The following is a 25,887-nucleotide window of genomic DNA, read 5'->3' as shown; positions in this document are numbered from 1 at the left end:
ATTGTGGTGTCTCCTACTGCATGCGATGTTGAGAATGAGGTGCTCTATCCGTTTGCTGATCAATAATTGCGTCACCAGACGGACTGGAACTTATTGTATTGGTATATCCATCTGATTCCGGGTCTGTGGCGCTTGGAATAACGAATTTTTTACTGCTCTTCAGACTCTTGTTTTTTTCATTATGATCATCCGCCTGACTTAGTGTCCGATGCTCCCCACCTGGCACCATTGGAGAGATATACCAATATCCACCTGACGTATCTTCATCACCAAAGAATGCATAATCTTGATCAACAACGCCGATCTCTTCGTCTTCTGCATTGCGCATAAAAAACACAATTTCACCAGCTTCACGAGCCAGTGCCAGCCTCTCTGCTTTTTCACGCTGCAAACCAACGGTAATCATGTTGTATTGAGAAGTACTCTCGTCCAGCCGCTGAAAGGATTGGTCAGCCGTTCGTAGAGGCTGCGCCCCCGCCGAAAGCACCTTGACTCTCTCAAGAACTGGCACCAATCTTGGTTCATTGCCTGATTTTTTTTCAGGTAAAAGAACATAAAGATCAATAAAGTCACCGGGAAGCAACATACCGGAATAGGACTGCAACGAGCTAATCTGGACACTGATCGCTCTTTCGCCTTCCGAAAGGAGTCCGGAAAATCGCTGGACAATAAGGCCTGAAACAAAGTCAGCTTGCAGCATTTCTCCAGCTGAGACAGCTCGATCAATGACTCTTCCTTTGACTTGCCCAAAATCCTGGGGCTTGATTGCCAACCTAGGCACATGATTTGCTGGCAGCTCCGCCACAGCAACTGTTGCCTCGGAGATAACGTCCCCTGGCGAAAGATCACCGCGAGCCACCACAACCTGTATCCTCTTAGCCTGATCACCAAGCAAATCCTGCCTAATGGCTTCCTGCTGAGCATCCAGATAGTTCCTCATTAGCCAAAATGCCAGCAAGCCCAACATTAACGCTCCAGCAATTAATAGCCAGCCCGTCCATTCCTTTTTCATCCATCACCTCGTGCCCCCCTGTCAATAAAAGACAGCAGCTACATTTTCTTTGCGTTTCAGTTTGAGCGTTTAACAATGGTTAGTATGGAGCCTGCATCTTGCCCCACAGCGGTAACATCCATTGTCTCGCCACCTCGGTTCAATAGCATTGCACCGCCTTCACTCCCTCTGGAAAGCGCACCTCGGCTAACCGGTTCGTACCCCTCTCTTTGAAAGTGGTTTCGATAAAAATCAAGACCCTCCGTTACGGAAAGGTTGCTTTTCAATACTATCGTTCGGCTCTTACGACCCTCATCATCAGATCGAAGATCCTGGATCACCTGTGTTCCTCGCGGCAGCGGAAACGCCAAGGAAAGTGAAGATCGATTTTCGTCAGCGGCGTCGAACAGATCCGTGATGGCAATAAATCCCTGCGTTTGCAGCCCAATATCAGTTCGACTCTGGATTGTGATAAGAAAACCGCCATCCCGGTGCGACAGTACATCCCAAGGCTCGGCTTGAGCACGTGCGACGTGCTCCCATTGCCGAGAAAAGAAGGCTTCCAGGTCATCCGGCGTATCATTTGTACGGAACGCATACACCCGAGCATTCAGCGTGTCCATTTTCATCTGTTTCGCCACAATTTCCACGGACATGGATGCAGGCAAATCAAGCTCAGGAAAATCATCACCCTGAGCTGACGTAAGCCCAGCCCAGATAAAACCTACGGCTAATGCTATGCCTCTCAAGCACCATATGGCACATAAAATCAAAGATCGCATGAGGAACCCCCTCCCCCTGTGACCCCATCAAAAGCCGCTACCCGATGTGCAGGCAATGGCTCTATAGTGGTTTGACCAAGCACCAGACAATCCGAGTGAAGTTCATCGGCAATCGGAAAAGCTGACAGTAAGTCCTGCGCATCATCTACCAAGTCAATATTAAGAAACTGCTGTGGGAGGAGCCCCTGAATGCGGTGCTCAGCATGCCCCCTTCCTCCTGCACTCCAGGATTCGGTGTAAATAGCATTTGTCGCGTTTAATGTTAGTGATGTACCTAGCCCGTCGCCAAAGACATCACTTAGATCCATCAACTGAACGCCTGAGCTGGCCGTCACTAACCCGTTTTCCGGCATATCAAACTGTGTGACTGCTGATATGAGGTCAACCACTTCGTCAGCCAACCCTGCAATACCGCCAGGCTCTGCGTTTGACGATGTCACGGTGGCAATATCAGCACTTTCTCCCTGTTGAACCATTAATGCAGCCTGGCTACCATTTTGTCGCCTGGAAAAAGGGTCAAGCTCAAAGGCAGCATCTGCCTCCGAGCTGATATCTTGTGAGCCCATGGCAAATATTCTTGAGTCTACTTCTTTAGCAATTTGTTGATCGCTTTTATAGCTGAGAGCAGCACCTTGATAACCGTCAAGCCCTCTTCCTGGCGCGTCTGCATACCACACGGTTCTCTCCCATGCCGCGTATCGAGCCCCCATTTCAACGTCCTGTTTCTGGGATATAATCTTGGCGATCACGGGTACCATCAAAAACAGAGGCACCAGCAGAAAGACGCTGACGATAATGAACTCCGTCAGCGCCTGCCCCTGCTGCGTACGTGGTGCCCGGCATTTCAGCACTTTTGTGTCATGAGCCATCGAAATAACCTCTCAGGCCAATCACAAACGCTTGAAACGCCATTAGCGCCGAGCAGCCCATGCCTAGATAGTGACAACTTCGTTATTACTGCTTTCCATAGCCTCATACATTCTCCTTAACGCTGCCAAAACGGGTCATTTGGGTCGATATAACCCTTGTCCCTTAGCGCATCGATCAACTTCCAAAAATCAGCTGAGCTGTACCTAGCAATTATGTCGTTTTCTTTAGTAATTTGAATTTCTTTAATGGTATCAAGTGCTGACATGAGCGATTTCCCAAATTTATCTTCCAGGGTCGGGTCAGCCCCCGCCTCAATCATCACCGTCGCCGCTGCATGGCTTCTTGAGGTCAGCATTCTCCTTAACGCCGTCGAGTTGTACTCGGTATTGCGGTAGTTAACATCGGCGCCGTACTCAATCAGCAGTTTGATATGCTCCAGATAGGTATCTGATAGTGGTTTAAATAGGAGAGTGTTGTCTTCTTCGGTTACTGGCAAATCCGGGTCGGCCCCTGCCTCCAGCAAGGTGCGTAAATACGCGGTGGACTCCGGATAGTTTTCATACGCCAGTTCAAGGACATACACTTTATCAATATCAGGATAGTCGGGGTTCGGCACCCCGAAGTTGGGGTCAGCCCCCTGGCGTAAGGCGTTGTCCATGGCACTTTGATCCCCCGCGATGACGGCCTTCATTAAGTCGCGATTAGGCCCGTCCTCAACACCGCTTGTTAAGCTGTTCGCCTTGAGTGCCGAGCAGCCCAGGGTTAACGAGAGTGCGATCATCAGTATGCCTGCTTTCCATAGCCTCATAACTGCTCCTTAACGCTGCCAAAAAGGGTCATTCGGGTCGATATAACCCCTGTCCCTCAGCGCATCGATCAACTTCCAAAAATCAGCTGAGCTATACCTAGCAATTATGTCGTTTTCTTTAGTAATTTGAATTTCTTTAATGGTATCAAGTGCTGACATGAGCGAATTGCCAAATTTATCTTCCAGGGTAGGGTCAGCCCCCGCCTCAATCATCACCGTCGCCGCTGCATGGCTTCTTGAGGTCAGCATTCTCCTTAACGCCGTCGAGTTGTACTCGGTATTGCGGTAGTTAACATCGGCGCCGTACTCAATCAGCAGTTTGATATGCTCCAGATAGGTATCTGATAGTGGTTTAAATAGGAGAGTGTTGTCTTCTTCGGTTACTGGCAAATCCGGGTCGGCCCCTGCCTCCAGCAAGGTGCGTAAATACGCGGTGGACTCCGGATAGTTTTCATACGCCAGTTCAAGGACATACACTTTATCAATATCAGGATAGTCGGGGTTCGGCACCCCGAAGTTGGGGTCAGCCCCCTGGCGTAAGGCGTTGTCCATGGCACTTTGATCCCCCGCGATGACGGCCTTCATTAAGTCGCGATTAGGCCCGTCCTCAACACCGCTTGTTAAGCTGTTCGCCTTGAGTGCCGAGCAGCCCAGGGTTAACGAGAGTGCGATCATCAGTATGCCTGCTTTCCATAGCCTCATAACTGCTCCTTAACGCTGCCAAAAAGGGTCATTCGGGTCGATATAACCCCTGTCCCTCAGCGCATCGATCAACTTCCAAAAATCAGCTGAGCTATACCTAGCAATTATGTCGTTTTCTTTAGTAATTTGAATTTCTTTAATGGTATCAAGTGCTGACATGAGCGAATTGCCAAATTTATCTTCCAGGGTAGGGTCAGCCCCCGCCTCAATCATCACCGTCGCCGCTGCATGGCTTCTTGAGGTCAGCATTCTCCTTAACGCCGTCGAGTTGTACTCGGTATTGCGGTAGTTAACATCGGCGCCGTACTCAATCAGCAGTTTGATATGCTCCAGATAGGTATCTGATAGTGGTTTAAATAGGAGAGTGTTGTCTTCTTCGGTTACTGGCAAATCCGGGTCGGCCCCGGCTTCCAGCAAGGTGCGTAAATACGCGGTGGACTGCGGATAGTTTTCATACGCCAGTTCAAGCACATACACTTTATCAATATCAGGATAGTCGGGGTTCGGCACCCCGAAGTTGGGGTCTGCCCCCTGGCGTAAGGCGTTGTCCATGGCACGTTGATCCCCCGCGATGACGGCCTTCATTAAGTCGCGATTAGGCCCGTCCTCAACACCGCTTGTTAAGCTGTTCGCCTTGAGTGCCGAGCAGCCCAGGGTTAACGAAAGTGCCATCATTAGTATGCCTGCTTTCCATAGCCTCATACATTCTCCTTAACAAAAAAACATATTAATTTTTCGGCTCTTCGTCATTTCATGTGGATTTGGCCTGATCAAGCAGGCGGCCCACCGGGCTACCAATCAGGTAAATCATAGCAATGAAATTAGCTTCATTTCGGTAGCCCCGTGCACGTGAACGAGCCGCCTGAAACAGGCCGTTCATTCCTTCTAGTCGCGCGTTTGTCAGCCCCGAGTGCCAGCGCCTGACTACCGCTTTAGCGTGTCGCTCAAGTGTCTCCAGCGCTTTCCCCATCGGCTTCAGTAGAGGCTTCTCAGAAACTGCTGCTTTCATGATTTTTAGGTAGTTCGTGATCCGCCAACGCGCTGCCCTGGGCGTTGACGCTTTCTGGATCCAGCTTAACTTTTCCTTGATCACCCAAGCATCGGCCGTGGCGCTCTGATCGGCAACCAGCTCCTGAAGTGCCGATATCTGTTTAGGTGTGTGGTTCTCATTTTCCAGGCTCTTCAACAGTGCCCAGCGCAGCGACTTGGGGTGTTTCTGCTCGCGGCGTTCTTTCTTGCGCACCTCGTCCAGTCGCTTGGTGAAGGTCTGCACGATATGGAACCAGTCGACCGTTACCTCCGCCTTGGGAAGAGACTCGGTGACGCCACTAAGGAAAGCAGGTGACATGTCACAGACAACCTCGACCACATTGTCCACATCGCCACCATGAGCCGCCAGGAAGGCACTGAACGCCTTGATGGTGTCCTTGCCGCAGCCTGGAACAGCGAAAATCACCGGTTCCTGCTTGCGCTGCATATCGAGGAACACGGTGACGTAACGATGCCCGCGTCGGGACGCGGTTTCGTCCACGCCAACCATGGTCACATTGGACAGATCCAGCTCTCCCAGCATGCGGTTCACGTAGTGGTGCACGATGCGCCATAGTCGTTTGTCGGAAATCTCCAACTGCCGGGAGACAGCCAGCACTGGCATCTCCTTGACGAGCGACATGGCCGCCTGCTCGAACAACAGGGTAAAGTCACTGCCGGGCCGCGCCCAGGGCACCTTTATGCGTTTGACGCCATGTTCAGGACACTTTGTACGAGGGACGCGAGCATGCAAGTAACAATGGTGCTGAAAGAAGTTCAGATGTCGCCAGGTTTTGTCAGCAAAGTCGTGGGCTTGGCAGGCCTTACCGCACTCTGGACAGGGATAGAGGCTGCCACGCTCCGCCTCGACATACAGCTCCAGGCGGTGAGGCGACGCAGCGGTATCCAGGTGCTGATCCTTGAGAATCCAGGGCGCTTCCAGGCCAAGGCCGAGTGTTAAAATCTGGGTGCCGTCCATGTCGTACCTCCTGCTAATATGGAGGCAATATTCTGGCTCAGCTCAGGGGGCGAATTCCACACCCAACGACGAAGAGCCAATTTTTCATAGCTATCTTACCAACTTCTATATTTGAACGCCTCGCTCTACGATTTAGAAGAGCCTTTTCAATACAGCCTTCGCAAACCGAAGAAATAATTTTAAAGCTACAACCATATTCATTACAAAAATAACTAACACAAAAATATACGTCCATCCCTCATACCTGCCTTTAAGGCATGAAAGATGATCGACATCTATCCACTCAAAATCATCTGCTGCATGCTCTTCAGGAGAGACCTCATAAACATAGCGTTCATCCTCTGAAGGGGCATAATCACGAAGGAGAAATATTCTCTCTACTCCATCCCAATCAATCGCTTTAAAATATACGCCAACACCATGTTCTCTAGCATCATATTTAACTATCGTTCTAAATAGCTCGGACCCTTTTACCCATTGATCATAAAGTGGCTGTCTTCGGCTTTCAGGTGAACTACCAATAATCGGTTTATAACCTCTGTTAATTTGAAATCGATCATCGAACCAGGTTGGTGACAACCCCAGTGGTAATACTGGCTTACTTTCCATTCTTCCACAGTAGTACATGGTAGAAAATCCAAAAGAATAAACTAACAGCATAATAGCTAAAAGATTCATAACCCAAAAAAACAAACGACTTTTTTTCATATAATTTACCATTATGGCTCAGGATATGTTACTGACCATTCAAACGTTTCGTAATCATATGGCACGCCACCCAAAACCTCAAGCCCATTGATATTTAAAGGCTCTTCAAAGCGGTCAGGTGCGCCTGATTCATCAAAAATTGGAGCAGTAAATGTGGTTGTACAACTACCACTTGAGCAAACCTCAGTATAGCTAACTAGCGTCCTACCGATATGAAAAACATCCCACCCCTCAAGTGTGAAATTAATGGCAATCCTATACGGTTCCACCCCTTCACCATTGATATTTTTTTCAATTTGAGCTTCAATATTTGGATGATTTATTATTTTTTGTTTGACCGCATCACTTAGACCAATTGTTTCTCCATTTCCATTAAAGTAGTGAAACATCGCATCACTACTATCGCGCAGCACACTAAGTTGGGTATTTGCAGGATAGTTCCACGGATGCGCACCACCTTGAAACCCCATCGGATCTACTGCATCTGTAGCGGGGATATCGTTGCCATACAAGAGGTCTGCTTCGTCGCCAAAACCAAACAAAGGACCACTGCTATCCCCATTTAATCCACCAGCACCATATTGGCCACCACTAGACCCCATTCCGGCATTGCCGCCATCTTGGCCATACGGCCCACCGTTGAGCGGTTCATCACTACCCAGGATATTACCGTCGGCATCCAGGGTGGGCAGGTGCGGTAGCCTGGCGGCGTAGTGGAAGGCTTCCTGCTGATCGGTAAGCGCCCTTAAATCGACACACTTGACCTAGCCGTGTTCTTTCACTTTTTTTCGGCGGGCGCCAAGTTCACGTTCCAGGGCAGCAGCGTTTCCAGTGCCTCTAACGTATCAGCGGTGGCGATGTGCTCCAGCACATAATGGATATAGGCAGCAGGCTCCAAGCCATTGGCTTTTGCCGTTTCGATGAGTGAATAACAGGTGGCACTGGCGTGAGCGCCGCGGGAGGTATCCGCGAACAGCCAGGCTCTTCGACCAACGGCAAACGGGCGAATGGCGTTTTCTGCCAGAACATTACTGATATGCAGGTCGCCGCGCGCACAATAGCCGATGAGGAAGTCCCATTGGTTCAGCGTATATTCCATCGCCTGACGCGTCAGGCTGCCTTTCATGACGCGGGTAACATTAGCCTCTAGCCAAGCCTTGAAGGCCTCAAGACGCGGAAGGCTCAGCTCCTGGCGGACACGGTAGCGTTCCACTTCGCTGAGATCCTTGATCTGCCGTTCGATGGCGTAGAGTTTGTTGATATGGCTAAGCCCTACCTCGGCCTTGGCCGGCGTGGCGCCCTTGCCTTTCGCGTTGACCTTGGCTGCCTTAGACGCTTCCACGAACTTGCGTCGCGCATGGTCCCAACAGCCAATGCGGGTAATGCCGTTGGCACGGCATACCTGGCCGTAACCGGCGTAGCCATCGGCCTGCAGGATCCCTGAGAAGTCGTCGAGTAGGCGCACCGGCACGCTGCCGCCGCGGGACGGGTCGTAGGCAAAGAGCACCGACGGTTGATCCGGTGGGCCACCTCGGGTGACCCACATCCATTTATCTGACTGAGCGGTCTTGCCGTCTTCCTTGAGCACTTGCAGCCGCGTTTCATCGGCTTGCAGATACGCGCTGCTGTTTTGCACTTCGCGCATCAGCGTGATCAAGGGCGTGAAGACGTCATTCAGGCGGATGATCCAGTTGGCCATCTGCGTGCGGCTAACAGCGTGGCCTAACCGCTTGAACATGCCTTCCAAGCGGTACAGCGGCAAACCGTCTGCGTACTTGGAGGTGATCACGTACGCTAGCAGTGACGTCGACGCCGTGCACTTGCCTAGCGGATGAACCGGACGCTCCGCAGTAAGGAGATGGTCGTTGCCCTCAAGCGGGAACACCGCTTTTTCCTGCCAGTATTCGAGGACTTTCAGCTGCGCGGGGATGAACTGAAGCTCTTCTTTTACCTTGGCGAAGAAGGTCTTGGTCGCCCCGACTTTTTCTTCTTCGCTGAGCGTAAGCTCAATACGCTCACGGACCAGAGTGTCGGAGAAGCCACGTTGGCGACGTTGACGTGAGGGACGCGGCGCGTCTTGCTCTTCGACATCGTCGGGTAACTGATCGCGTAGCGCCTCGATGTCAGCTTCCAACTCCGTCTCATCGAACAGATGAGCCTGGTTCGCAGACTTTTCACTGCGCGCGGCGAACTGCTGAATGCGCTGCAAGCGCAGCTTCTCTTCGAGCAATTGAATATAGAGATTACGTTGCTGTAACGCCGTCTGTTGAGCCGTCACCTGTTGCTGAAGCCCCGCCACAAGAGCCACTACCTCAGCGGCGGAGAGGCCACTGAGATCAGGCAGTTGGGAGGAGACTTCGGGGTGCTTTTTCATGGGCCAATGATACCAGATTCGGTGTGTTAAAGCACTGAAAATAAGAGCTTTATGGCCTATCCGACGCTGTCGTAATGCAGTGTTTTATGGCCGCGCATCAGGGTGATATCGTAGCCATCCAACAGCCAGTTGATCTGCTCGCCAGTCAACGCCATAACGTCATCCGAGGGGCCGGGCCACTTGAAGCGCTCCTCGGCCAGCGCCTTGTAGTAGAGCACGAAGCCATTGTCTTCCCACATCAGGCACTTGATTTTATTTCGCTGCCGGTTAGTAAAGGCATACAGCGCCCCGCTAAAGGGGTTGTGTCCCAGTTCTTGCTCCACCAGTAACGCCAGGCCGTTGGCTTGCTTGCGAAAATCGACCGGTGCGCGGTACAGGTAGATCTCGGGCATTTCCCACGCGGGGCGTAAATAGCGCGGCCGCTTCACAGTTGCCTCAGGATATCGCCCAGTAACGCCACGTTGCCCGCGTGCAAGCCCGTGACCGTGATACCGCCGGGCAGTGATACCGTAAGCCCCGTGGAGTCTATTTCTTTTGCGGTGCCGGTATTGGGATATGCGACGGTGGCAAAACCGGCGACTGGCTCTTTTGTTGACGATGCGCTGGCCAAGAGCTTTTGACGCCAGTAAGAAAACTGATGGTACTTTAGCGCTTGTTGCTTGCAAAACGCCATGCCGGACAAGCCAGAGGTTTGCCATTCGGTGACTTGTTGCTGCCAATATTGCTCACGTTCTTGATGCGTCATGACACCCCCTCACAAAGATCTGATGGCATCAGTGTGAGGGGATAAAAGCGAGAGCGGTAGATGCCGGTTTAAGGGCGCTTACGCTGATCGCGAATGGCCTCCATCAGGCGCTGCTGAACGCTCTTGCCTTCCTCGCCAAACGGCGTCAGAAGTGCGCCAACCATTAACCCGGTCAACAGCAAATATTCGATGGTGCCTGCACCACGCTGGCGGGTCATCTGCGGCATCTTGCGGGGCTTAGCGTGATCACGCAAATGGCTTGCGCCTGGTGCCTGGTTTCCTGACAAATTTCCCTTTCCCATCCCTGGTTCCTTTTTCTTTTTCGCCTGCCCGCTAATGAGCTTTCCTGGCTATCTTATTGCTGCGCTAAGCTTTTCGAATTCCGCGGTTGGGATCTTCATACACTCGCAAAAGTACTCTTTTCCCAGAATACGCTTACTCGCCTCGCTCTCCATATAGGCTATTTCTTCGGTATAGGCAGCAGTAAGAACCTCCGTCAGCATGGCATACACGGCCTCAGACGCTCCGTAAACATCTTTGCTTATTTCAAGCACGGCTGGCAGAGAGTGCATTGCAATCTCTTCCTGTGTTGCCCCTACGACACTATCACCTTGGAGAACATCCCGTGACCGATATGCTGTCTTAGCAATCGCCGGTTGGGAAACCACCATCCTTCTACACCAGCCATAGCGGTTCATGTAAATTTCATTAGCGTCCAGTTCTTCTGGCCCCAGCAGCCCACCATTCCCTGACATCAACGCTTCGAGATGCGCGCCGCGCATCTCCATATAAGGGTCGTTCCCTTCCGGCACGTGATCTGGGCAATGCGCTGCCTGCCACTGGTCAGGAATCATATCTGCATCGTTTGCAATTGCCGCCACTGGCAACCACAGACCCAACAGAAGCGCCATAAAATGGCGTTGATAGCGTAAATATGCCATTAAAGCATCACCTTTATCAGAAAACGCCTGAGATTGCCGCCACGGCGGATTTCTCGGCATCCGACAGCTTGCCCAGCCGCGGCTGCCAGAAGGGGTTATATAAATTGCCATACTCAACATTGCCGTCGCGGCGGGCAAACTGCAGAACATCGGTAGGACGTGCGTAATAAGGCTGCCCCTTGGCGGCGGCTGCCAACCAACCACCCGCCGTACCGGTATTGAGCGGATTATCACCCGTTGCACCAAGATCTTTAATCAGTGAGATGGCGTCAACCTTCTTGCGAAACAGCAACACCATACTGAGGCCAGACATATGAGAGCGGCTCTCATCTCGAAACGCATAAAACGCCGGTATGCCATTCGTATTGCTAAGGTTGTTATTGCTTTCGTCAGCTTTTGTTACAACATCAACCACTGTGGAAAGAAAGCTGGTAGCACTCTGGATGGTTTCAGTCACAGCGGTAATTGCCATACCCAGCCCCGGCACAAAACTGGCCACCTTCCCAAATGCCCCAAGGCTTTGCCCAAGCCGCTCCATCATCGTGGCCCAGGAGCTCAAGCCGAACATTTGCCCGATAGCCACTTGATTAGCGACCATGGCGCGTGTCGTGTATGCCGAAAAATTGAGATCACGGGCGACTAACGCGGAACTGCTGTAAGCAACATTATCTGCTGTGTTCTGCAGTTTTATTTTTTCGGTCATTACCTGGCCGGAATCATACATCGTCCATAGCGCCAAAAGCACCGCAACCATCAGCACGGCCGTCATTGGCATTACCTGCGAGCAGAGGCAAGAGGCCTTTCTCAATCGCCTCAAGCACTTCCGGCAGCATCACCTCCTTGTAGCGCAGCAGATCCCCGACGGTTTCCGGCAGCGCGGTCAGGCCACCTGCCTGATAGCGGCAGGCGGCGATTTCGGCTAAGTCAGCGGGGCTGGCGTCCACCGGCGGCACCAGCCCAATACTGATCAGGCGCTGGCGAAAATCTTCGCCATCCACCAGCTCAGTGATCATCATGAGGTGACCTCCTCTTTTTCGACGGCGGCCAGGCGGCAGGCGGCGTATTTGAACTCGGGGATTTTGCCGTCCGGGTCCAGCGCGGGGTTGGTCAGCAGGTTAGCCGCCGCTTCGGCATAGGCGAAGGGGATAAATACCATGCCATCCGGCATGCCAGGATCAACCCGTGCGGCCAGTGTGATGCGGCCACGCCGAGTGGTAATCGAAAGCCAATCCCCCGGCGCCAACTTCAGCCGCTGCATTTCATTGATGGAAAGGCTGGCCACGGCTTCAGGCTCCAGCTCATCCAGCACCTTGGCACGCCGGGTCATCGAGCCAGTGTGCCAGTGCTCCAGCTGACGGCCGGTGGTGAGCACCGTTGGGTAGTCGTCATCCACCGGTTCATCCGGCGGAATGGGACGGGTGGCGGCGAACTTGGCCTTGCCGCCTTCGCGGGGGAAGGCATCGCCAAAGACGACGTCCTGGCCGGGGGCGTCGTCACTCGGGCAGGGGTAGGTCACCGACTGTTCGCGTTCCAGGCGTTCCCAGCTGATATGGTCCAGCGAGGCCATGCCCTGCTTCATTTCCGCAAACACCTCGCTGGGGTGCTGGTAGTGCCAGCCCAGGCCGAAGCGGTTGGCCAGCTGCTGGATGATCCACCAGTCCGGGCGGGCATCGCCGGGCAGCGGCATGGCCGCACGGCCCAGCTGCACCTGACGGTTGGTGTTGGTCACGCTGCCGTCTTTCTCGGGCCAGGCCGAAGCCGGCAGAATCACGTCGGCGAACTGGGCGGTTTCGGTCACGAACAGGTCCTGCACCACCAGATGCTCCAGCTTGCCGAGCGCCTCACGGGCGTGGGTGAGATCGGGGTCAGACATGGCCGGGTTTTCACCCAGGATATACATGCCGCGAATGGTGCCGTCATGAATGGCATCCATGATCTCGACCACGGTCAGGCCGGGCTGATTATCCAGCGGCGTATTCCACAGCTCCTCGAAGGCGGAGCGCAGTTGATCATCGCCGACCGGTTGATAGTCAGGCATCACCATGGGGATCATACCCGCATCTGAGGCGCCCTGAACGTTGTTCTGGCCACGCAGCGGGTGCAGGCCGGTGCCAGGCCGCCCGGTATGGCCACAGGCCAGGGCCAGCGAGATCAGGCAGCGGGCGTTGTCGGTGCCGTGGGTATGCTGGGAGATGCCCATGCCCCAGAAGATCATGGCGCGCTCGGCATTGGCATACAGGCGCGCCACCTCGCGAAGGGTCTCGGCGTCTACGCCACACTGCTCGCTCATGGCCTCTGGGGTCATGTCGACCACATGAGTCTTGAGGGCCTCGAAGCCTTCGGTATGCTCGGTGATATAGGTCTCATCAAAGAGACCTTCAGTGACGATGACATTGAGTAGCGCATTGAACAGCGCCACGTCAGAACCGGGTTTAAAGCGCACGCTCAGGTGGGCGTAGGCATCCAGCGCCTGGCCCCGCGGGTCGATAATGATGAACCGGGTGCCGCGCTTGGCGGCCTGTTTGAAGAAGGTGGCCGCGACCGGATGGTTTACCGCCGGGTTGCAGCCGGTGAGAATCACCACATCGGCGTTGGCCGCCTGCATAAAGGACGCGGTAACCGCACCGGAGCCCAGGCATTCCATCAGCGCCGCCACTGAACTTGCGTGGCACAGCCTTGTGCAGTGATCGACGTTATTGGTGCCAAAGCCGGTGCGGATCAGCTTCTGGAACAACCAGGCTTCTTCGTTGGAGCATTTGGCGCTACCGAAACCGGCCAGCGCCTGCGGCCCTTGTCCTTTTTTCAGGTTGATCAGGCCGGTGGCGGCAAATTCCAGCGCTTCTTCCCAGCTGGCCTCACGGAAGTGAGTCAGCGGCTGGGCGGGGTCGAAGTCCGGATCAAGCCCCTTGGCCACACCCTCACGGCGGATCAGCGGGGTGGTCAGGCGTGACGGATGGCGTGGGTAGTCAAACCCAAAGCGACCTTTCACGCACAGGCGATTATGGTTGGACGGCCCGTTGCGGCCTTCCACATAGACAATCTCGTCGTTCTTGAGGTGGTAGGTCAGCTGGCAGCCGACGCCGCAATAGGGGCAGACGGAGTCGACCTGTTTATCGGTCGCGGCACTGTCCCCCACGCCGTGTTCGTCAACCAGAGTGGCGGGCATCAGGGCCCCGGTCGGGCAGGCCTGCACGCATTCGCCACAGGCCACACAGGTGCTGTCGCCCATGGGGTCATCAAAGTCGAAAACGATTTTTGAGGCACTGCCACGATGGGCCAGCCCGATGACGTCGTTGACCTGCACTTCACGGCAGGCGCGTACACACAGGTTGCATTCAATGCAGGCGTCGAGGTTGACCGCCATGGCACTGTGCGAGCGGTCTTTGACGACGGCGCTTTCGCGCTCGGCCACATGGTGCACGGTGGGCGTAGTTCGTTCGCTGCGCTTGGGTAAGCGCTGACTTACCTCACCGACATCAATCGCCAGTTGATCGGCCATGGCCCAGAAATGGCTGGAGGCGTCCGGACTCTGCTCCCGGGGCGGTTGATCCACGGCGAGCATTTCCAGCACGCCTTCGCGGGCCACCCGCGAGCGTTCAGAGGTGGCACTATGCACCACCATGCCGGGCTTGGCCTCACGCAGGCAGCTGGCGACCAGGGCGCGTTCGCCTTGCACCTCGACCATGCAGGCGCGGCAGTTGCCGTCGGCGCGGTAGCCCTCGGCATCCTTGAAGCACAGGTGCGGAATGGTTTCTCCGGCGCGCTTGGCAACCTGCCAGAGGGTGTCGCCGGGGTAAGCCGTCACGGCTGCACCATCCAGCGTGAGGGTAAAGGTCTCTTGGTTCATCAGGTGCTCCTTACCCTTTGATAATGACGTTCTGGGCGGCGAGCTCAGTGCGGAAATCGCGCAGCAGGCCCAGCACTGGATTGGGGGCGGCTTGCCCCAGGCCGCAGATGGACGCATCCATCATCACCTGGGAAAGCCGTTCCAGCGTGTCGACATCCCAGGTACTGCGTTCCAGCAGGGTGAGCATTTTCTCGGTACCCACGCGACAGGGCGTACACTGGCCACAGGATTCATCGGCGAAAAAGCCCAGCAGATTGGTCGCCACATTACGCAGGCTGTCCTGATCGGAGAGCACTACCACCGCCGCCGAGCCGATAAAACAGCCGTGCTCCTGCAGGGTGTCGAAATCCAGCGGAATATCCGCCTTGCTGGCAGGCAGAATACCGCCCGAGGCACCGCCAGGCAGATACCCGGCCAGGGTGTGGCCGTTCTGCATGCCACCGGCGTATTCGTTAATCAGTTCGTTCAGGGTGATGCCGGCCGGGGCCAGATGCACGCCGGGCTTGTTCACCCGGCCAGAGACCGAAAAGCTGCGCAGGCCGCTGCGCCCATGGCGGCCGTGACTGGCAAACCATTCGGCACCCTGGGCATAAATGGCCGGAATCCAGTAGACGGTTTCGACGTTATTGACCAAGGTCGGGCGGTCAAATAATCCACGCTGGGCCACAAACGGCGGCCGATGGCGAGGCTTGCCGGGCTTGCCTTCCAGCGATTCGATCATCGCCGACTCTTCCCCGCAGATATAGGCGCCTGCTCCACGGCGCACCACGATATAGCCCGGCGCCACCAGCCCGGCGGCTTCCAGCTCCGCAATGGCCTGATGCAACACCGTATGCAGCGCTGGGTATTCATCACGCAAGTAGATGTACAGAGCGTCTGCTTCCACCGCCCAGGCGCTGATCAGGGCGCCTTCGAGAAACTGATGGGGGGCGCGCTCCAGGTAATAACGGTCCTTGAAAGTGCCCGGCTCGCCTTCATCGGCGTTGATGGCGCAATAGCGCGGCCCGGCTTCGGCGCGGACGAAAAACCATTTTTTAAAGGTCGGGAAACCCGCGCCCCCCAGCCCGCGCAGCTTGGCCTTTTCCAGGGTGTCCATCAGGCTTTCAACACTCATCTCCCCCGCCCGGCAGGCGTTGAGCAGGGCGTAACCACCGGTTTGCCGGTACGCGTCAAGGCGCGGCCAGTCTACCGGCTCAGGGTGAGTGTGATCGGCAGCGATGGCCGCCTGAACGCGCTCAACACTGGCATGGCCCAGATGGTAATGGCCCACTTCCACCACAGGCGCTGTATCACAGCGGCCCATGCAGGGGGCGCGCAGCACGCGCACCTCGGCGGGGTCGGTGCCTGCCGCAAGTTCATTGCGCAGAGCGTCAGCACCGGCCAGCTGGCAGGACAGGGAATCACATACCCGCAGCGTCAGCGCTGGAGGTGGTGATTGATCGTCGTGGATGACATCAAAGTGGGCGTAAAAGGTGGCGGTTTCATATACCTCGGCCATGGGCAGGTTCATGTAAGCGGCCAGGGCGCGTAGATGGGTCAGCGGCAAGTGGCCAAGGGCATCCTGAATCACGTGCAGATGTTCGATCAACAGATCACGTTGGCGCCGCTGCGGCTGCTCGCGTTCATCACCGAGCAGTTGACGCAAGGCATCCAGGGCGTCCGCGGCAAGTGAGCGGCCACGTGGCTTGCCGCGCAGGCGGCGCTTGGGGATCTCTGTGTGAACAGTCATGGCATCTCGATCTTAATGCTGGGGGAAAGAATATAGGGTCGATAGTGGCAAAACAGAGGTGAAAACACGATACCTAAAAACGACTTCACCCAGCGGATAGCGATTCTGGGCAGGTTGCTTGCCGTTCGCATTTTCACGCAGGCCATGAAATCGCACTGAAGAACCCAGGAGGGCCGCCTGGTCTCAGGCGGCCCATCAAGGCATCAGGCGGCGACGCTGCCGTGCGGGTCCATGACAAACTTCTTGGCCACACCACCATCAAAGTCAGCATAGCCACGCGGCGCATCGTCCAGGGAGATAAACTGAACGTTGACCGCCTTGGCAATCTGCACCTTGTCAAACAGGATTGCCTGCATCAGCTGACGGTGGTATTTCATCACCGGACATTGACCGGTATGGAAGGAGTGCGACTTAGCCCAACCCAGCCCGAGGCGCATGGACAGGTTACCCAGTCTGGCTTCGCTGGTGGAGGCGCCCGGGTCCTCGGTGACGTAAAGGCCAGGAATACCAATCTGCCCCCCGGCACGGGTAATATCCATACAGGCATTGAGCACAGTGGCAGGCTGCTCATGGGCGTGATTATGGCCATGGCAACGGGCCTCGAAGCCCACAGCGTCCACCGCACTGTCAACCTCACGCTCGCCAAGAATAGGTTCAAGCATATCGGCCATCGGGGTGTCCTGACGCAGATCCAGGGTCTCGCAGCCAAACTTACGGGCCTGTTCAAGGCGCTCGGGGTTCATATCACCCACAATCACACACGCTGCGCCAAGCAGCTGTGCCGATACCGCAGCGGCAAGCCCCACCGGGCCCGCACCGGCAATGTAGACAGTACTACCGGGGCCGACGCCTGCGGTATAGCAGCCATGGAAGCCGGTCGGGAAGATATCCGACAGCAGGGTAAGGTCGCCGATTTTTTCCATCGACTGCTCTCGATCCGGGAACTTGAGCAGGTTGAAGTCTGCGTAAGGCACCATGACGTATTCCGTCTGACCGCCAACCCAGCCGCCCATGTCGACATAGCCATAGGCAGCCCCCGGGCGTGCCGGATTAACGTTCAGGCAGATACCTGTCTGGCCTTCCTTACAGTTACGGCAGCGCCCGCAGGCAATGTTGAACGGTACCGAGACGATGTCACCCACGCTCAGAAATTCCACGTCACGGCCACACTCGATGACCTCACCGGTGATCTCGTGACCCAGCACCAAACCTTCCGGAGCCGTGGTACGGCCACGCACCATATGTTGGTCGCTGCCGCAGATGTTGGTGGTGATAACTTTAAGGATGACGCCATGTTCGCACTTGCGCTTGCCAAGTGAGAGCTCCGGGAACGGAATGCTTTCAACGGCTACCTTACCCGGCCCTTTGTAGACGACACCGCGATTACCTTGGCTCATGATGATTTCCTCTCTCATTGTTGTAGTTGTAATGATTGTTGTAGCTGTAATAGTCGTAGCAATGGCTAAAACGCTAGCCTTGCCCTTTCTGACACTGCGACTGATTCGAGCTCAGCGCAGCACGCCTTCTTCATTAAGCAGCTTGAGAATGGCATCAGCACCCTGGTCGGCACTCACTCCGTCAAGCACCTGGCCACTGCCGCCTTCGGCCTTGGCGGCGGCGGCCTTGAAACGCTCCCGTGCAGAAGCGGCTTTGACAATCTTCAGCCGTTTTGGCCGTTTGCGCGCTGCTGAAAGCGACCATTGCGCCAGCTCAGCATCAGGCTCGGAGGCCAGCGCCTGAGAATCAAATTGTGCCCGCCGCGCGGGGCCAAAGGCACTCTGACGTGGCGCCGGGGCAGCGCTATCCACGCTCATGATGGCGGGCAGACGTACCTGAAGGCGTTTGCGCTGGCCACGTGGCAAGGCCTGAAGCACCGTGGCCACCCCGTTTTCAATGCGCTCGATCACCGCCAGGTTGTTGACGACCGGCCAGCCCAGGCGCTCCGCCAGCGCGTAGGGCAGCAACCCGGAGCCTTCACCGCGTTCTGCGCGGCAACCGGTCAGCACCAGTTGAGGCTCACGCTGGGCAAGGTGGTCACCCAGCACCGGAATGACGTCAGCGCCCTCCTCCTGCTCCAGCAGAGTCATTGACGGCAGGCCGGCCATACCCGGATAGCTTCGCAGTGCGGTTTCACTGTCGGTACTACAGCTACCGGCGTGAACCAGCTCCAGCTGGGCGTTGGCGTATTGGGATTCCACCCCTAGCGCCAGCTCAACGCCGCGGGCATCGTGATCGGCGCGCCGTGGGCGCCCGGTTAGCGGGTGGCGGCCCAGGGATACCAGCACGGCAATATCCAGCGCTTTATCAGGCTGCATCGCGCGCCCCTCCTTGTTGCTGAACCTTGGCCACCAGCGCGGCCAGAATCTGCGTACTGTCGCCAATCACGGCCAGATCGGCACGTTTGATCATGTCACAGCCGGCATCCATGTTGATGGCAATCACCTTGTCACAGCTCTGAATACCCTGCAGGTGTTGAATGGCGCCGGAAATACCGACTGCCAGATAAACCCTTGCCGTCACCCAGGTGCCACTGGCGCCCACCTGGCGGTCACGCGCCATAAAGCCATCGTCGACGGCCACCCGTGATGCGCCTTCGGTGGCGCCCAAGGCTTTGGCTGCCTGATGAAAGCCCTCCCAATCTTTGACGCCGTTACCGCCGGAAAGGATAAATTCCGCCTCAGCCAGGGCAATGCTGGCCGGGTCGACGGCCACCGCCCCCTGATCATTGATACGCGTGGCAAACGCCGACGGCGTGCCTTCCAGCGTCAGCGCCTCGGCAGCATGACGGCTTTGGTCAACCGGCTCAGCGCATTCCGCCAGCGCCAGCACCACCCTGGGCAGCGGGCGCTGGATGTCCAGGCTGTCCGCCGCTCCCCGAGCCGTGCAACCCCAACCCAGCGGTGCTGAGTCGTCCGGCTCGATCCGCCACACGCCGGTGGCGGGCCTTTCCTGCAAACGCATGGCCAGGCGGCGGCCAAGGTCTCCACCGCCCAGGGCAGAATCCGGCACCAGCCAGTGGCACGGGCCAAAGGTGCGCTCAACGCTTTCCAGCAGAGGCAGCTGATGATCAGGGCCAAATTGGCCTGCCGGGGCTTCGGGCAGAATAATCACCCTGTCAATGCCTGCGTCCCCCAGCTGCTGCTCCCTGTGTTCCGCCGGGAGAATGGCGAGCACGGCTCCTGGAGCATCTTCCTTGGCGTCCGCCAGCTGGCGGGCCAGGCCAAGCAGGTCTTTATCGTGGGATGACAGGCGGCCGCCCGTCATATCCGGCACCACAGCGATATAAAAGGCAGGAGACTCAATCACCACCGCGCGGCGGCTTTCCTGCACCTGGGCCGCCCCACCGGCCTGGCGGGCACCTCCCTGCTGGGCACCGCTGCGGTCAATCCGCTTGATGCCGTTAGGGCCAATAAAGCCGATGGCATGGGGATTCTTGCGCCTCAGGCCATTGGGGCCCTGCCATTCGCTGGCTTGCCCCTGGCCCAGTGTGGCCAACACGCTGGCATGCTCTGGATGCAGACGGTTGCGGGCAATCCACTCAAGGCGTGGGTTACGGCGTTTGAGTTCACTCATGGGGTTACCTCCTCAGCCTGAATACTGGCAGGAGACGCCACCAGGGCATCGGCCACCAGTTCGGCTATATCACGCACCTCGGCGGTAGCATCCACCACGCCTTCCAGCATGGCCGTACATTGCGGGCAGCCCACCGCCACCAGGTCAGCCCCGGTTTCGCCGACATCCTGCATGCGCATGTCAGGAATCCGCTGCTTGCCGGGAATATCGGTGATCGGCGCCCCACCGCCGCCGCCACAGCAGCGCGAACGGTAGCCGGAACGCTGCATTTCCTTGACCTCGATACCCAGTGCTTTCAACACATCACGCGGGGCGTCATATTCACCGTTATAGCGGCCCAGATAGCAGGGGTCGTGATAGGTCACACTACCGCCTTTCCAGGGGCTGAAGGCTAGCCGCCCCTCACGGTAAAGCTCGGCAATATAGGTGGAATGATGATTGACATGGTAATTACCCCCCAGCTCGCCGTACTCATTTTTGAGCACATGGAAGCTGTGCGGATCACAGGTGACAATTCTCAAGAACTGATACTGGTTAAGAGTGGCGATATTGCGTTTTGCCAAGGCCTGAAACGTCGCTTCATCGCCCAGGCGCCGCGCTACATCACCGCTATCGCGCTCGGCATTACCCAGCACCGCAAAGTCGACACCGGCGGCTCTCAGCACCTTGACGAAGGCTCTCAGGGTCCGCTGGTTGCGCATATCAAACACACCGTCACCCAGCCACAGCAGCACATCCACCTGGCCAAGATCGGCAATATTGGGCAGATTCAGATCCGCCGCCCAGTGCAGGCGCGAGTCGGGGTCAAAGCCGCCAGGGTTATCCGTGGCAATCAGATTTTCCAGCACCTCGGCGCCCTTGTTGGGGGTCTGGCCGCGCTCCAGGGTTAAGTGGCGGCGCATATCCACAATGGCGTCAACATGCTCGATCATCATCGGGCACTCTTCCACGCAGGCGCGGCAGGTCGTGCAGGACCATAGCGTCTCGGCATCCAGCAGCGCCTGGCCTTCGCGGGCAACGATGGGGCCGTGGGGATCGCCGTGGTGCTCACCCACGTCCCTGCCCGGATAGGGGCTGCCCGTGTAGGCCGCATCGGAGCCGCCCACCATGCCAACCACCATATCCTGGATCAGCTTTTTGGGGTTGAGCGGCTGCCCGGCAGCAAAAGCAGGGCACACCGCTTCACAGCGCCCGCACTGTACGCAGGCATCAAAACCAAGCCGTTGGTTCCAGGTAAAGTCAGTTGGTTTTTCAACCCCTAGCGGCGCTTTGTCATCGTCCAGATTCAAGGCTTTAAGGCCAGTGGAACGCCCAGCACCCTCGGGTGTGGAAAAGCGCTCTGGGCGACGATGAAAGGCCAGATGAAGCGCGCCAGCAAAGGCGTGTTTCATCGGCCCGCCCCAGGTCATACCGAAAAACATTTCGGCCAGGCCGCCGCTGACGACGACCAGAAGCACCAGCCCAAGCAGCCAGTAGCCTGCATCCGGCGGCAGCACGCCGACGGTTGGCAAGGTCACCAGAAAGACACCGGCTGAAAACGCCATCAGGCTCTTAGGCAGGCGCATCCAGGAGCCTTTGGAGAGACGCGTGGGCGGGTTGATCCGGCGTTTTGCCACCAGGATGCTGCCCACAAACATGGTCGCACTGGCCAGCAGTAGCAGCCAGCCCAGCACACCGCCCGCCAGCCCCAGGCCATGCACTATCAGCGTCAGCACGGCGGCGGCCACAAAGCCCCCCGCGGTCGCCACGTGGGTATGCGAGATATAGCGGTCGCGCTCCACAATATGATGCAGATCCACCAGATAGCGGCGGGGCAGAGCCATCAGCCCCTTGAGCAGATCAACACGGGCCGCGCGCCCTTGGCGCCACAGGCTGATGCGACGCCAGGCGCCTACACCGGCCAGCGCCAGCGACGCAAAAATGACAATGGGCAGCAGCGTTTCAAGCATGGCAATCACCTATTTCCAGAAGATATTTCCAGAACATTTTTCCAGCACATCGCAAACACTGGGCGCTCAGAAATCCTTGCAGATCCGCAGGGCATCATAGATGGCCGCATGGATATTACGCGGTGCGGTGCAGTCCCCCAGCCGGAACAGCAGGAAACCTTCACTCTCACTGCTCAGACAGGGTTGCGCCTGAGCGGCATACAGGGCTTCAAGATCAAGCTGGCCATGATTGCGCGCCTGCTCTTTGAGCGCGTAATACAGCGCTTCATCCGGACGAACGCCGTTTTCGACCACCACCTGATCGACGACCCGCTCTTCCTGCTGACCGGTGTACTCGTTCTCCAGCACCGCCACCAGCTGATCGCCTTCGCGGTAGACCTTATGCAGCATCATGTCTGAGGTCATGATGACCTCCTTTTCATACAGGCTACGGTAATAGGTCGGGAAAGTGGTGCCTCCTACCGCTGCGCCGGGCTTGATATCGTCGGTGACGATTTCCACCTTAGCGCCCTTGTCAGCCAGAAAATCAGCCGCCGAAACGCCGGCAAACTCACAGATGGTGTCGTAGATCAGCACGTTATTGCCGGGCGCGACCTTGCCGCTGAGAATATCCCAGCTGCTGACCACCAGGCTGTCTTCCGCCACTGGTGAGTAGCCCCACTCCAGGGTCTGCTCCAGAAACGGCTGGCCACCGGTGGCGAGCACCACAACATCCGCCTGCATGGCGCTAAGTTCCGCAGCGTCAGCGCGGGTATTAAGGCGCACATCGACTTTCAGACGCGCCAGCTCCAGCTGGTACCAGCGGGTAATACCGGCAATCTGGTCGCGCTGAGGTGCCTGGGCGGCAATGGTGATCTGCCCGCCAAGCTCTGCCCCAGCTTCATACAGCACCACATCGTGGCCACGCTCGGCGGCCACGCGAGCCGCTTCCATCCCGCCCGGCCCCCCGCCGACCACCACAACCTTGCGCTTTGGCCCTGTGGATTTTTCGATGATATGCGGCAGGCCCATATATTCCCGCGACGTCGCCGCGTTCTGGATACACAGCACATCCAGCCCCTGGTACTGGCGGTCGATGCAGTAGTTGGCCCCCACACACTGCTTGATTTGATCAACCTGGTTCATCTTGATCTTGGCGATCAGGTGCGGGTCGGCAATATGCGCCCGAGTCATACCGACCAGATCCACATAGCCACCTTCGAGAATGCGCTGGGCCTGGTTGGGGTCCTTGATATTCTGGGCGTGAATCACCGGTACGCTGACCACTTCCTTGATGCCCGCCGCCAGATGCAGGAAAGGCTCCGGCGGGTAGCTCATATTGGGAATGACGTTGGCCAGGGTGTTATGGGTATCGCAGCCGGAGCCCACAACACCAAAGAAATCCACTTTGCCGGTGGCATCGTAATAGGCAGCGATCTGCTTCATGTCATCCTGGTTCAGGCCGTCCGGATGGAATTCATCGCCACAGATACGCATGCCCACCACAAAGTCGTCACCGACTTCCGCACGTACGGCCTTGAGCACCTCCATGCCAAAGCGCATGCGGTTCTCAAAGCTGCCGCCCCACTGGTCGGTGCGCTTGTTGACCCGTGGGCTCCAGAACTGGTCGATCAGATGCTGATGCACGGCAGACAGCTCAACGCCATCCAGGCCGCCTTCCTTGGCCCGCCGGGCGGCCTGGGCGAAGTCACCGACAATCCGCCAGATTTCTTCTTCTTCAATAGTCTTGCAGGTGGAGCGGTGAACCGGCTCACGAATGCCGGAGGGCGACACCAGGGTCGGCCAGTCGAAACCGTCCCAGCGCGAACGCCGACCCATATGGGTAATCTGGATCATGATCTTGCCGCCATGCTTGTGTACGGCATCGGCCAGATTCTGAAAATGGGGAATGATCCGGTCAGTCGACAGGTTGACCGAACTCCACCAGCCCTGAGGGCTATCAATCGAGACAACCGATGAACCGCCGCAGATACACAGACCACACCCACCCTTGGCCTTTTCCTCGTAGTACCTGACGTAACGCTCGGTGGTCATGCCGCCATCCGTGGCATGCACTTCTGCATGAGCTGTGCTGACAACCCGGTTACGGATAGTGAGTTTGCCAATCTCGATCGGCTGGAAGATTGCCTCGAATGCCATCGTTATTGTCTCCTTTAAAGCGTGGATTGCGAACGCGGAGTGACTTCAAAGTAACCCACGTCGCAGCCTGGTTCGGCGCCACTCTGGGTCTGCTCGGCGACGGTGCGCAGATCACTGCCGGACGCTTCCAGAATCTGGTCCATGGCACCGGCAAACCAGCCGGTGAACATGTATTCCACCTTGCGGCCGGTTTTGCCCAGCTGATAGACAAAGGCGCTGTGCTCCAGGCGCACCTTGGCAGTGCCTGCCGACAGGTCGATCTGTTCGGTAATAAACCGGCCCCAGCCACGCTGGGAAAGCCTCAGCATGTAATGTTCAAACACCTCGATGCCGCTTAACCCATGCAGTTCGGCTTCTTTTTCGCACCAGTGCCAGGCGCTTTTGTAACCGGCGTGGTAGAGAATCTCGGCATACTTTTCAGCGCCCAGGGCGTCCTCTACCGCCATATGGTTGTTGATAAAAAAATGACGTGGTACGTACAGCATGGGCAGCGCATCGGTTGTCCAGACACCGGTTTCGCTATCCACTTCAATGGGCAGTTCGGGGGCGGTCTTGGTCACGGTGGTGTTCCTTGTAGCGTTATTATTGGTTTGCTAGAACGTCAGATGGCTTACTCGCCCCATACGTCCTTGAGAATACGCACCCAGTTATCGCCCATGATCTTGCGCACCTGGGATTCGCTGAAACCGTGCTTCAGCAGTGCTTCCGTCAGGTTGGGGAACTCGCCAATGGTGCGGATACCCTTGGGATTGATGATTTCACCGAAGCTGGTCAGACGGCGGGCATAGCCCTTGTCATGGGTCAGCCATTCAAAGAACGCCTGATCATGCCCCTGGGTAAAGTCCGTGCCGATACCGATGGCATCCTCACCGACAATATTCATGACGTAATCAATCGCTTCTACGTAGTCATCCACAGTGGCGTTGACACCCGCGCGCAGGAAGGGCGTGAACATGGTGACACCGACAAAGCCGCCGTGGTCAGCAATGAACCTGAGCTCTTCGTCAGACTTGTTGCGTGGGTGCTCCTTGAGGCCGGAGGGCAGGCAGTGGGAATAGCACACCGGCTTTTGCGATTCGAGAATCACTTCTTCGGATGTCTTGCTTCCCACGTGGGAAAGATCACACATCATGCCGACGCGGTTCATTTCAGCGACAATCTCGCGCCCAAAGCCGGAAAGCCCGCCGTCGCGCTCATAGCAACCAGTGCCAACCAGGTTCTGGGTGTTGTAGCACATCTGCACGATGCCAACGCCAAGCTGCTTGAAGATATCCACATAGCCGATCTGGTCTTCAAAGGCATGGGCATTCTGGAAGCCAAAGATAATGCCCGTCTTGCCTTCTTCCTTGGCGCGCAGAATATCGGCCGTGGTGTGGACAGGCCGCACCAGATCACTGCTCTCTGCCATCAGCTGGCGGGTGCTGACGATGTTATCCACCGTGGCCTGAAAGCCTTCCCACACAGACACCGTGCAGTTGGCCGCCGTCAGGCCACCACGGCGCATATCTTCAAGCAGTTCACGGTTCCATTTGGCAATTACCAGGCCATCAATAATGATGCTGTCATCGTGTAATTCACGCGAGGTCATGGCGATACTCCAACACGTCTATAAAAAGATCTATGAAATTAATGTGTCGGCAGCATAGCGCCCCCCACCTTTACGACGGCGTTTGAAAACGACAGGTGGAATTCCAAAAACGTCAGCGGTGTCGCAATTGCGA

Annotated in this window: 25 protein-coding genes; all 25 read right to left on the bottom strand. The window is 56.6% G+C overall.

Annotation, left to right across the window (positions count from 1 at the left end):
- Window positions 1-13: 13 nt before the first annotated feature.
- Complete coding sequence (gene cpaB, locus OR573_01245; GenBank protein ID XGA80310.1) at window positions 14-1,012, bottom strand: Flp pilus assembly protein CpaB; 999 nt, start codon at window positions 1,010-1,012, stop codon at window positions 14-16.
- Between the two features lie 56 nt (window positions 1,013-1,068).
- The gene (locus tag OR573_01240) at window positions 1,069-1,773 is read right to left on the bottom strand and encodes a hypothetical protein (protein ID XGA80309.1); all 705 of its coding nucleotides are present in this window, start codon (window positions 1,771-1,773) and stop codon (window positions 1,069-1,071) included.
- The gene (locus OR573_01235; GenBank protein XGA80308.1) at window positions 1,761-2,642 is read right to left on the bottom strand and encodes a hypothetical protein; all 882 of its coding nucleotides are present in this window, start codon (window positions 2,640-2,642) and stop codon (window positions 1,761-1,763) included. Before OR573_01235 ends, OR573_01240 begins: the two co-directional genes overlap by 13 nt.
- A 116-nt stretch (window positions 2,643-2,758) precedes the next feature.
- Window positions 2,759-3,424: a hypothetical protein gene (locus OR573_01230; GenBank protein XGA80307.1), complete on the bottom strand. Its 666-nt coding sequence runs from the start codon at window positions 3,422-3,424 to the stop codon at window positions 2,759-2,761.
- A 36-nt stretch (window positions 3,425-3,460) separates the two neighbouring features.
- A complete protein-coding gene (locus OR573_01225; GenBank protein XGA80306.1) occupies window positions 3,461-4,126 on the bottom strand; it encodes a hypothetical protein in 666 nt (221 codons plus the stop codon).
- A 36-nt stretch (window positions 4,127-4,162) separates the two neighbouring features.
- The gene (locus OR573_01220) at window positions 4,163-4,828 is read right to left on the bottom strand and encodes a hypothetical protein (GenBank protein ID XGA80305.1); all 666 of its coding nucleotides are present in this window, start codon (window positions 4,826-4,828) and stop codon (window positions 4,163-4,165) included.
- Window positions 4,829-4,904: 76 nt separating this feature from the next.
- Window positions 4,905-6,161 carry an ISL3 family transposase gene (locus OR573_01215; GenBank protein XGA80304.1) on the bottom strand — a complete coding sequence of 419 codons (1,257 nt, stop codon included), beginning with the start codon at window positions 6,159-6,161 and terminating at the stop codon, window positions 4,905-4,907.
- 132 nt (window positions 6,162-6,293) lie between these two features.
- Window positions 6,294-6,869, bottom strand: a complete 576-nt coding sequence (locus OR573_01210) for a hypothetical protein (GenBank protein ID XGA80303.1) — start codon at window positions 6,867-6,869, stop codon at window positions 6,294-6,296.
- 11 nt (window positions 6,870-6,880) lie between these two features.
- Window positions 6,881-7,471 (bottom strand): hypothetical protein, encoded by a 591-nt coding sequence (locus OR573_01205; protein ID XGA80302.1) that lies wholly within the window; start codon window positions 7,469-7,471, stop codon window positions 6,881-6,883.
- 176 nt (window positions 7,472-7,647) lie between these two features.
- Window positions 7,648-9,243, bottom strand: coding sequence for an IS66 family transposase (locus tag OR573_01200; protein XGA80301.1), 1,596 nt, complete (start codon window positions 9,241-9,243; stop codon window positions 7,648-7,650).
- Between the two features lie 56 nt (window positions 9,244-9,299).
- Window positions 9,300-9,635, bottom strand: coding sequence for an IS66 family insertion sequence element accessory protein TnpB (tnpB, locus tag OR573_01195; GenBank protein XGA80300.1), 336 nt, complete (start codon window positions 9,633-9,635; stop codon window positions 9,300-9,302).
- 32 nt (window positions 9,636-9,667) lie between these two features.
- Window positions 9,668-9,988: a hypothetical protein gene (locus OR573_01190; GenBank protein XGA80299.1), complete on the bottom strand. Its 321-nt coding sequence runs from the start codon at window positions 9,986-9,988 to the stop codon at window positions 9,668-9,670.
- A 68-nt stretch (window positions 9,989-10,056) separates the two neighbouring features.
- Window positions 10,057-10,242, bottom strand: a complete 186-nt coding sequence (locus OR573_01185) for a hypothetical protein (protein XGA80298.1) — start codon at window positions 10,240-10,242, stop codon at window positions 10,057-10,059.
- Window positions 10,243-10,338: 96 nt separating this feature from the next.
- Window positions 10,339-10,929, bottom strand: coding sequence for a hypothetical protein (locus OR573_01180; GenBank protein XGA80297.1), 591 nt, complete (start codon window positions 10,927-10,929; stop codon window positions 10,339-10,341).
- Window positions 10,930-10,945: 16 nt separating this feature from the next.
- Window positions 10,946-11,698: a pilus assembly protein TadG-related protein gene (locus OR573_01175; GenBank protein XGA80296.1), complete on the bottom strand. Its 753-nt coding sequence runs from the start codon at window positions 11,696-11,698 to the stop codon at window positions 10,946-10,948.
- Window positions 11,646-11,945, bottom strand: a complete 300-nt coding sequence (locus OR573_01170) for a hypothetical protein (protein XGA80295.1) — start codon at window positions 11,943-11,945, stop codon at window positions 11,646-11,648. Before OR573_01170 ends, OR573_01175 begins: the two co-directional genes overlap by 53 nt.
- Window positions 11,942-14,776, bottom strand: a complete 2,835-nt coding sequence (gene fdhF, locus OR573_01165; GenBank protein ID XGA80294.1) for a formate dehydrogenase subunit alpha — start codon at window positions 14,774-14,776, stop codon at window positions 11,942-11,944. The genes OR573_01170 and fdhF overlap by 4 nt, the downstream gene beginning before the upstream one ends.
- A gap of 10 nt (window positions 14,777-14,786) precedes the next feature.
- Window positions 14,787-16,505, bottom strand: a complete 1,719-nt coding sequence (locus OR573_01160; protein ID XGA80293.1) for an NAD(P)H-dependent oxidoreductase subunit E — start codon at window positions 16,503-16,505, stop codon at window positions 14,787-14,789.
- A gap of 203 nt (window positions 16,506-16,708) precedes the next feature.
- Window positions 16,709-17,902, bottom strand: a complete 1,194-nt coding sequence (fdhA, locus tag OR573_01155) for a formaldehyde dehydrogenase, glutathione-independent (protein XGA80292.1) — start codon at window positions 17,900-17,902, stop codon at window positions 16,709-16,711.
- Between the two features lie 111 nt (window positions 17,903-18,013).
- The gene (locus tag OR573_01150; protein ID XGA80291.1) at window positions 18,014-18,820 is read right to left on the bottom strand and encodes an electron transfer flavoprotein subunit beta; all 807 of its coding nucleotides are present in this window, start codon (window positions 18,818-18,820) and stop codon (window positions 18,014-18,016) included.
- Window positions 18,810-20,078, bottom strand: coding sequence for an electron transfer flavoprotein subunit alpha/FixB family protein (locus OR573_01145; protein ID XGA80290.1), 1,269 nt, complete (start codon window positions 20,076-20,078; stop codon window positions 18,810-18,812). The genes OR573_01150 and OR573_01145 overlap by 11 nt, the downstream gene beginning before the upstream one ends.
- A complete protein-coding gene (locus OR573_01140) occupies window positions 20,075-22,027 on the bottom strand; it encodes a (Fe-S)-binding protein (protein XGA80289.1) in 1,953 nt (650 codons plus the stop codon). Before OR573_01140 ends, OR573_01145 begins: the two co-directional genes overlap by 4 nt.
- 66 nt (window positions 22,028-22,093) lie before the next feature.
- Window positions 22,094-24,166, bottom strand: coding sequence for a dimethylglycine demethylation protein DgcA (gene dgcA, locus OR573_01135; GenBank protein XGA80288.1), 2,073 nt, complete (start codon window positions 24,164-24,166; stop codon window positions 22,094-22,096).
- Window positions 24,167-24,180: 14 nt separating this feature from the next.
- The gene (locus OR573_01130; protein XGA80287.1) at window positions 24,181-24,726 is read right to left on the bottom strand and encodes a DUF5943 domain-containing protein; all 546 of its coding nucleotides are present in this window, start codon (window positions 24,724-24,726) and stop codon (window positions 24,181-24,183) included.
- A 50-nt stretch (window positions 24,727-24,776) separates the two neighbouring features.
- Window positions 24,777-25,754: a dipeptidase gene (locus tag OR573_01125; GenBank protein XGA80286.1), complete on the bottom strand. Its 978-nt coding sequence runs from the start codon at window positions 25,752-25,754 to the stop codon at window positions 24,777-24,779.
- Window positions 25,755-25,887 lie beyond the last annotated feature (133 nt).

Source organism: Halomonas sp. CH40, from assembly GCA_041875495.1.
Lineage (GTDB): Bacteria > Pseudomonadota > Gammaproteobacteria > Pseudomonadales > Halomonadaceae > Vreelandella.
This window is presented reverse-complemented; position numbering and strand designations above follow the sequence as displayed.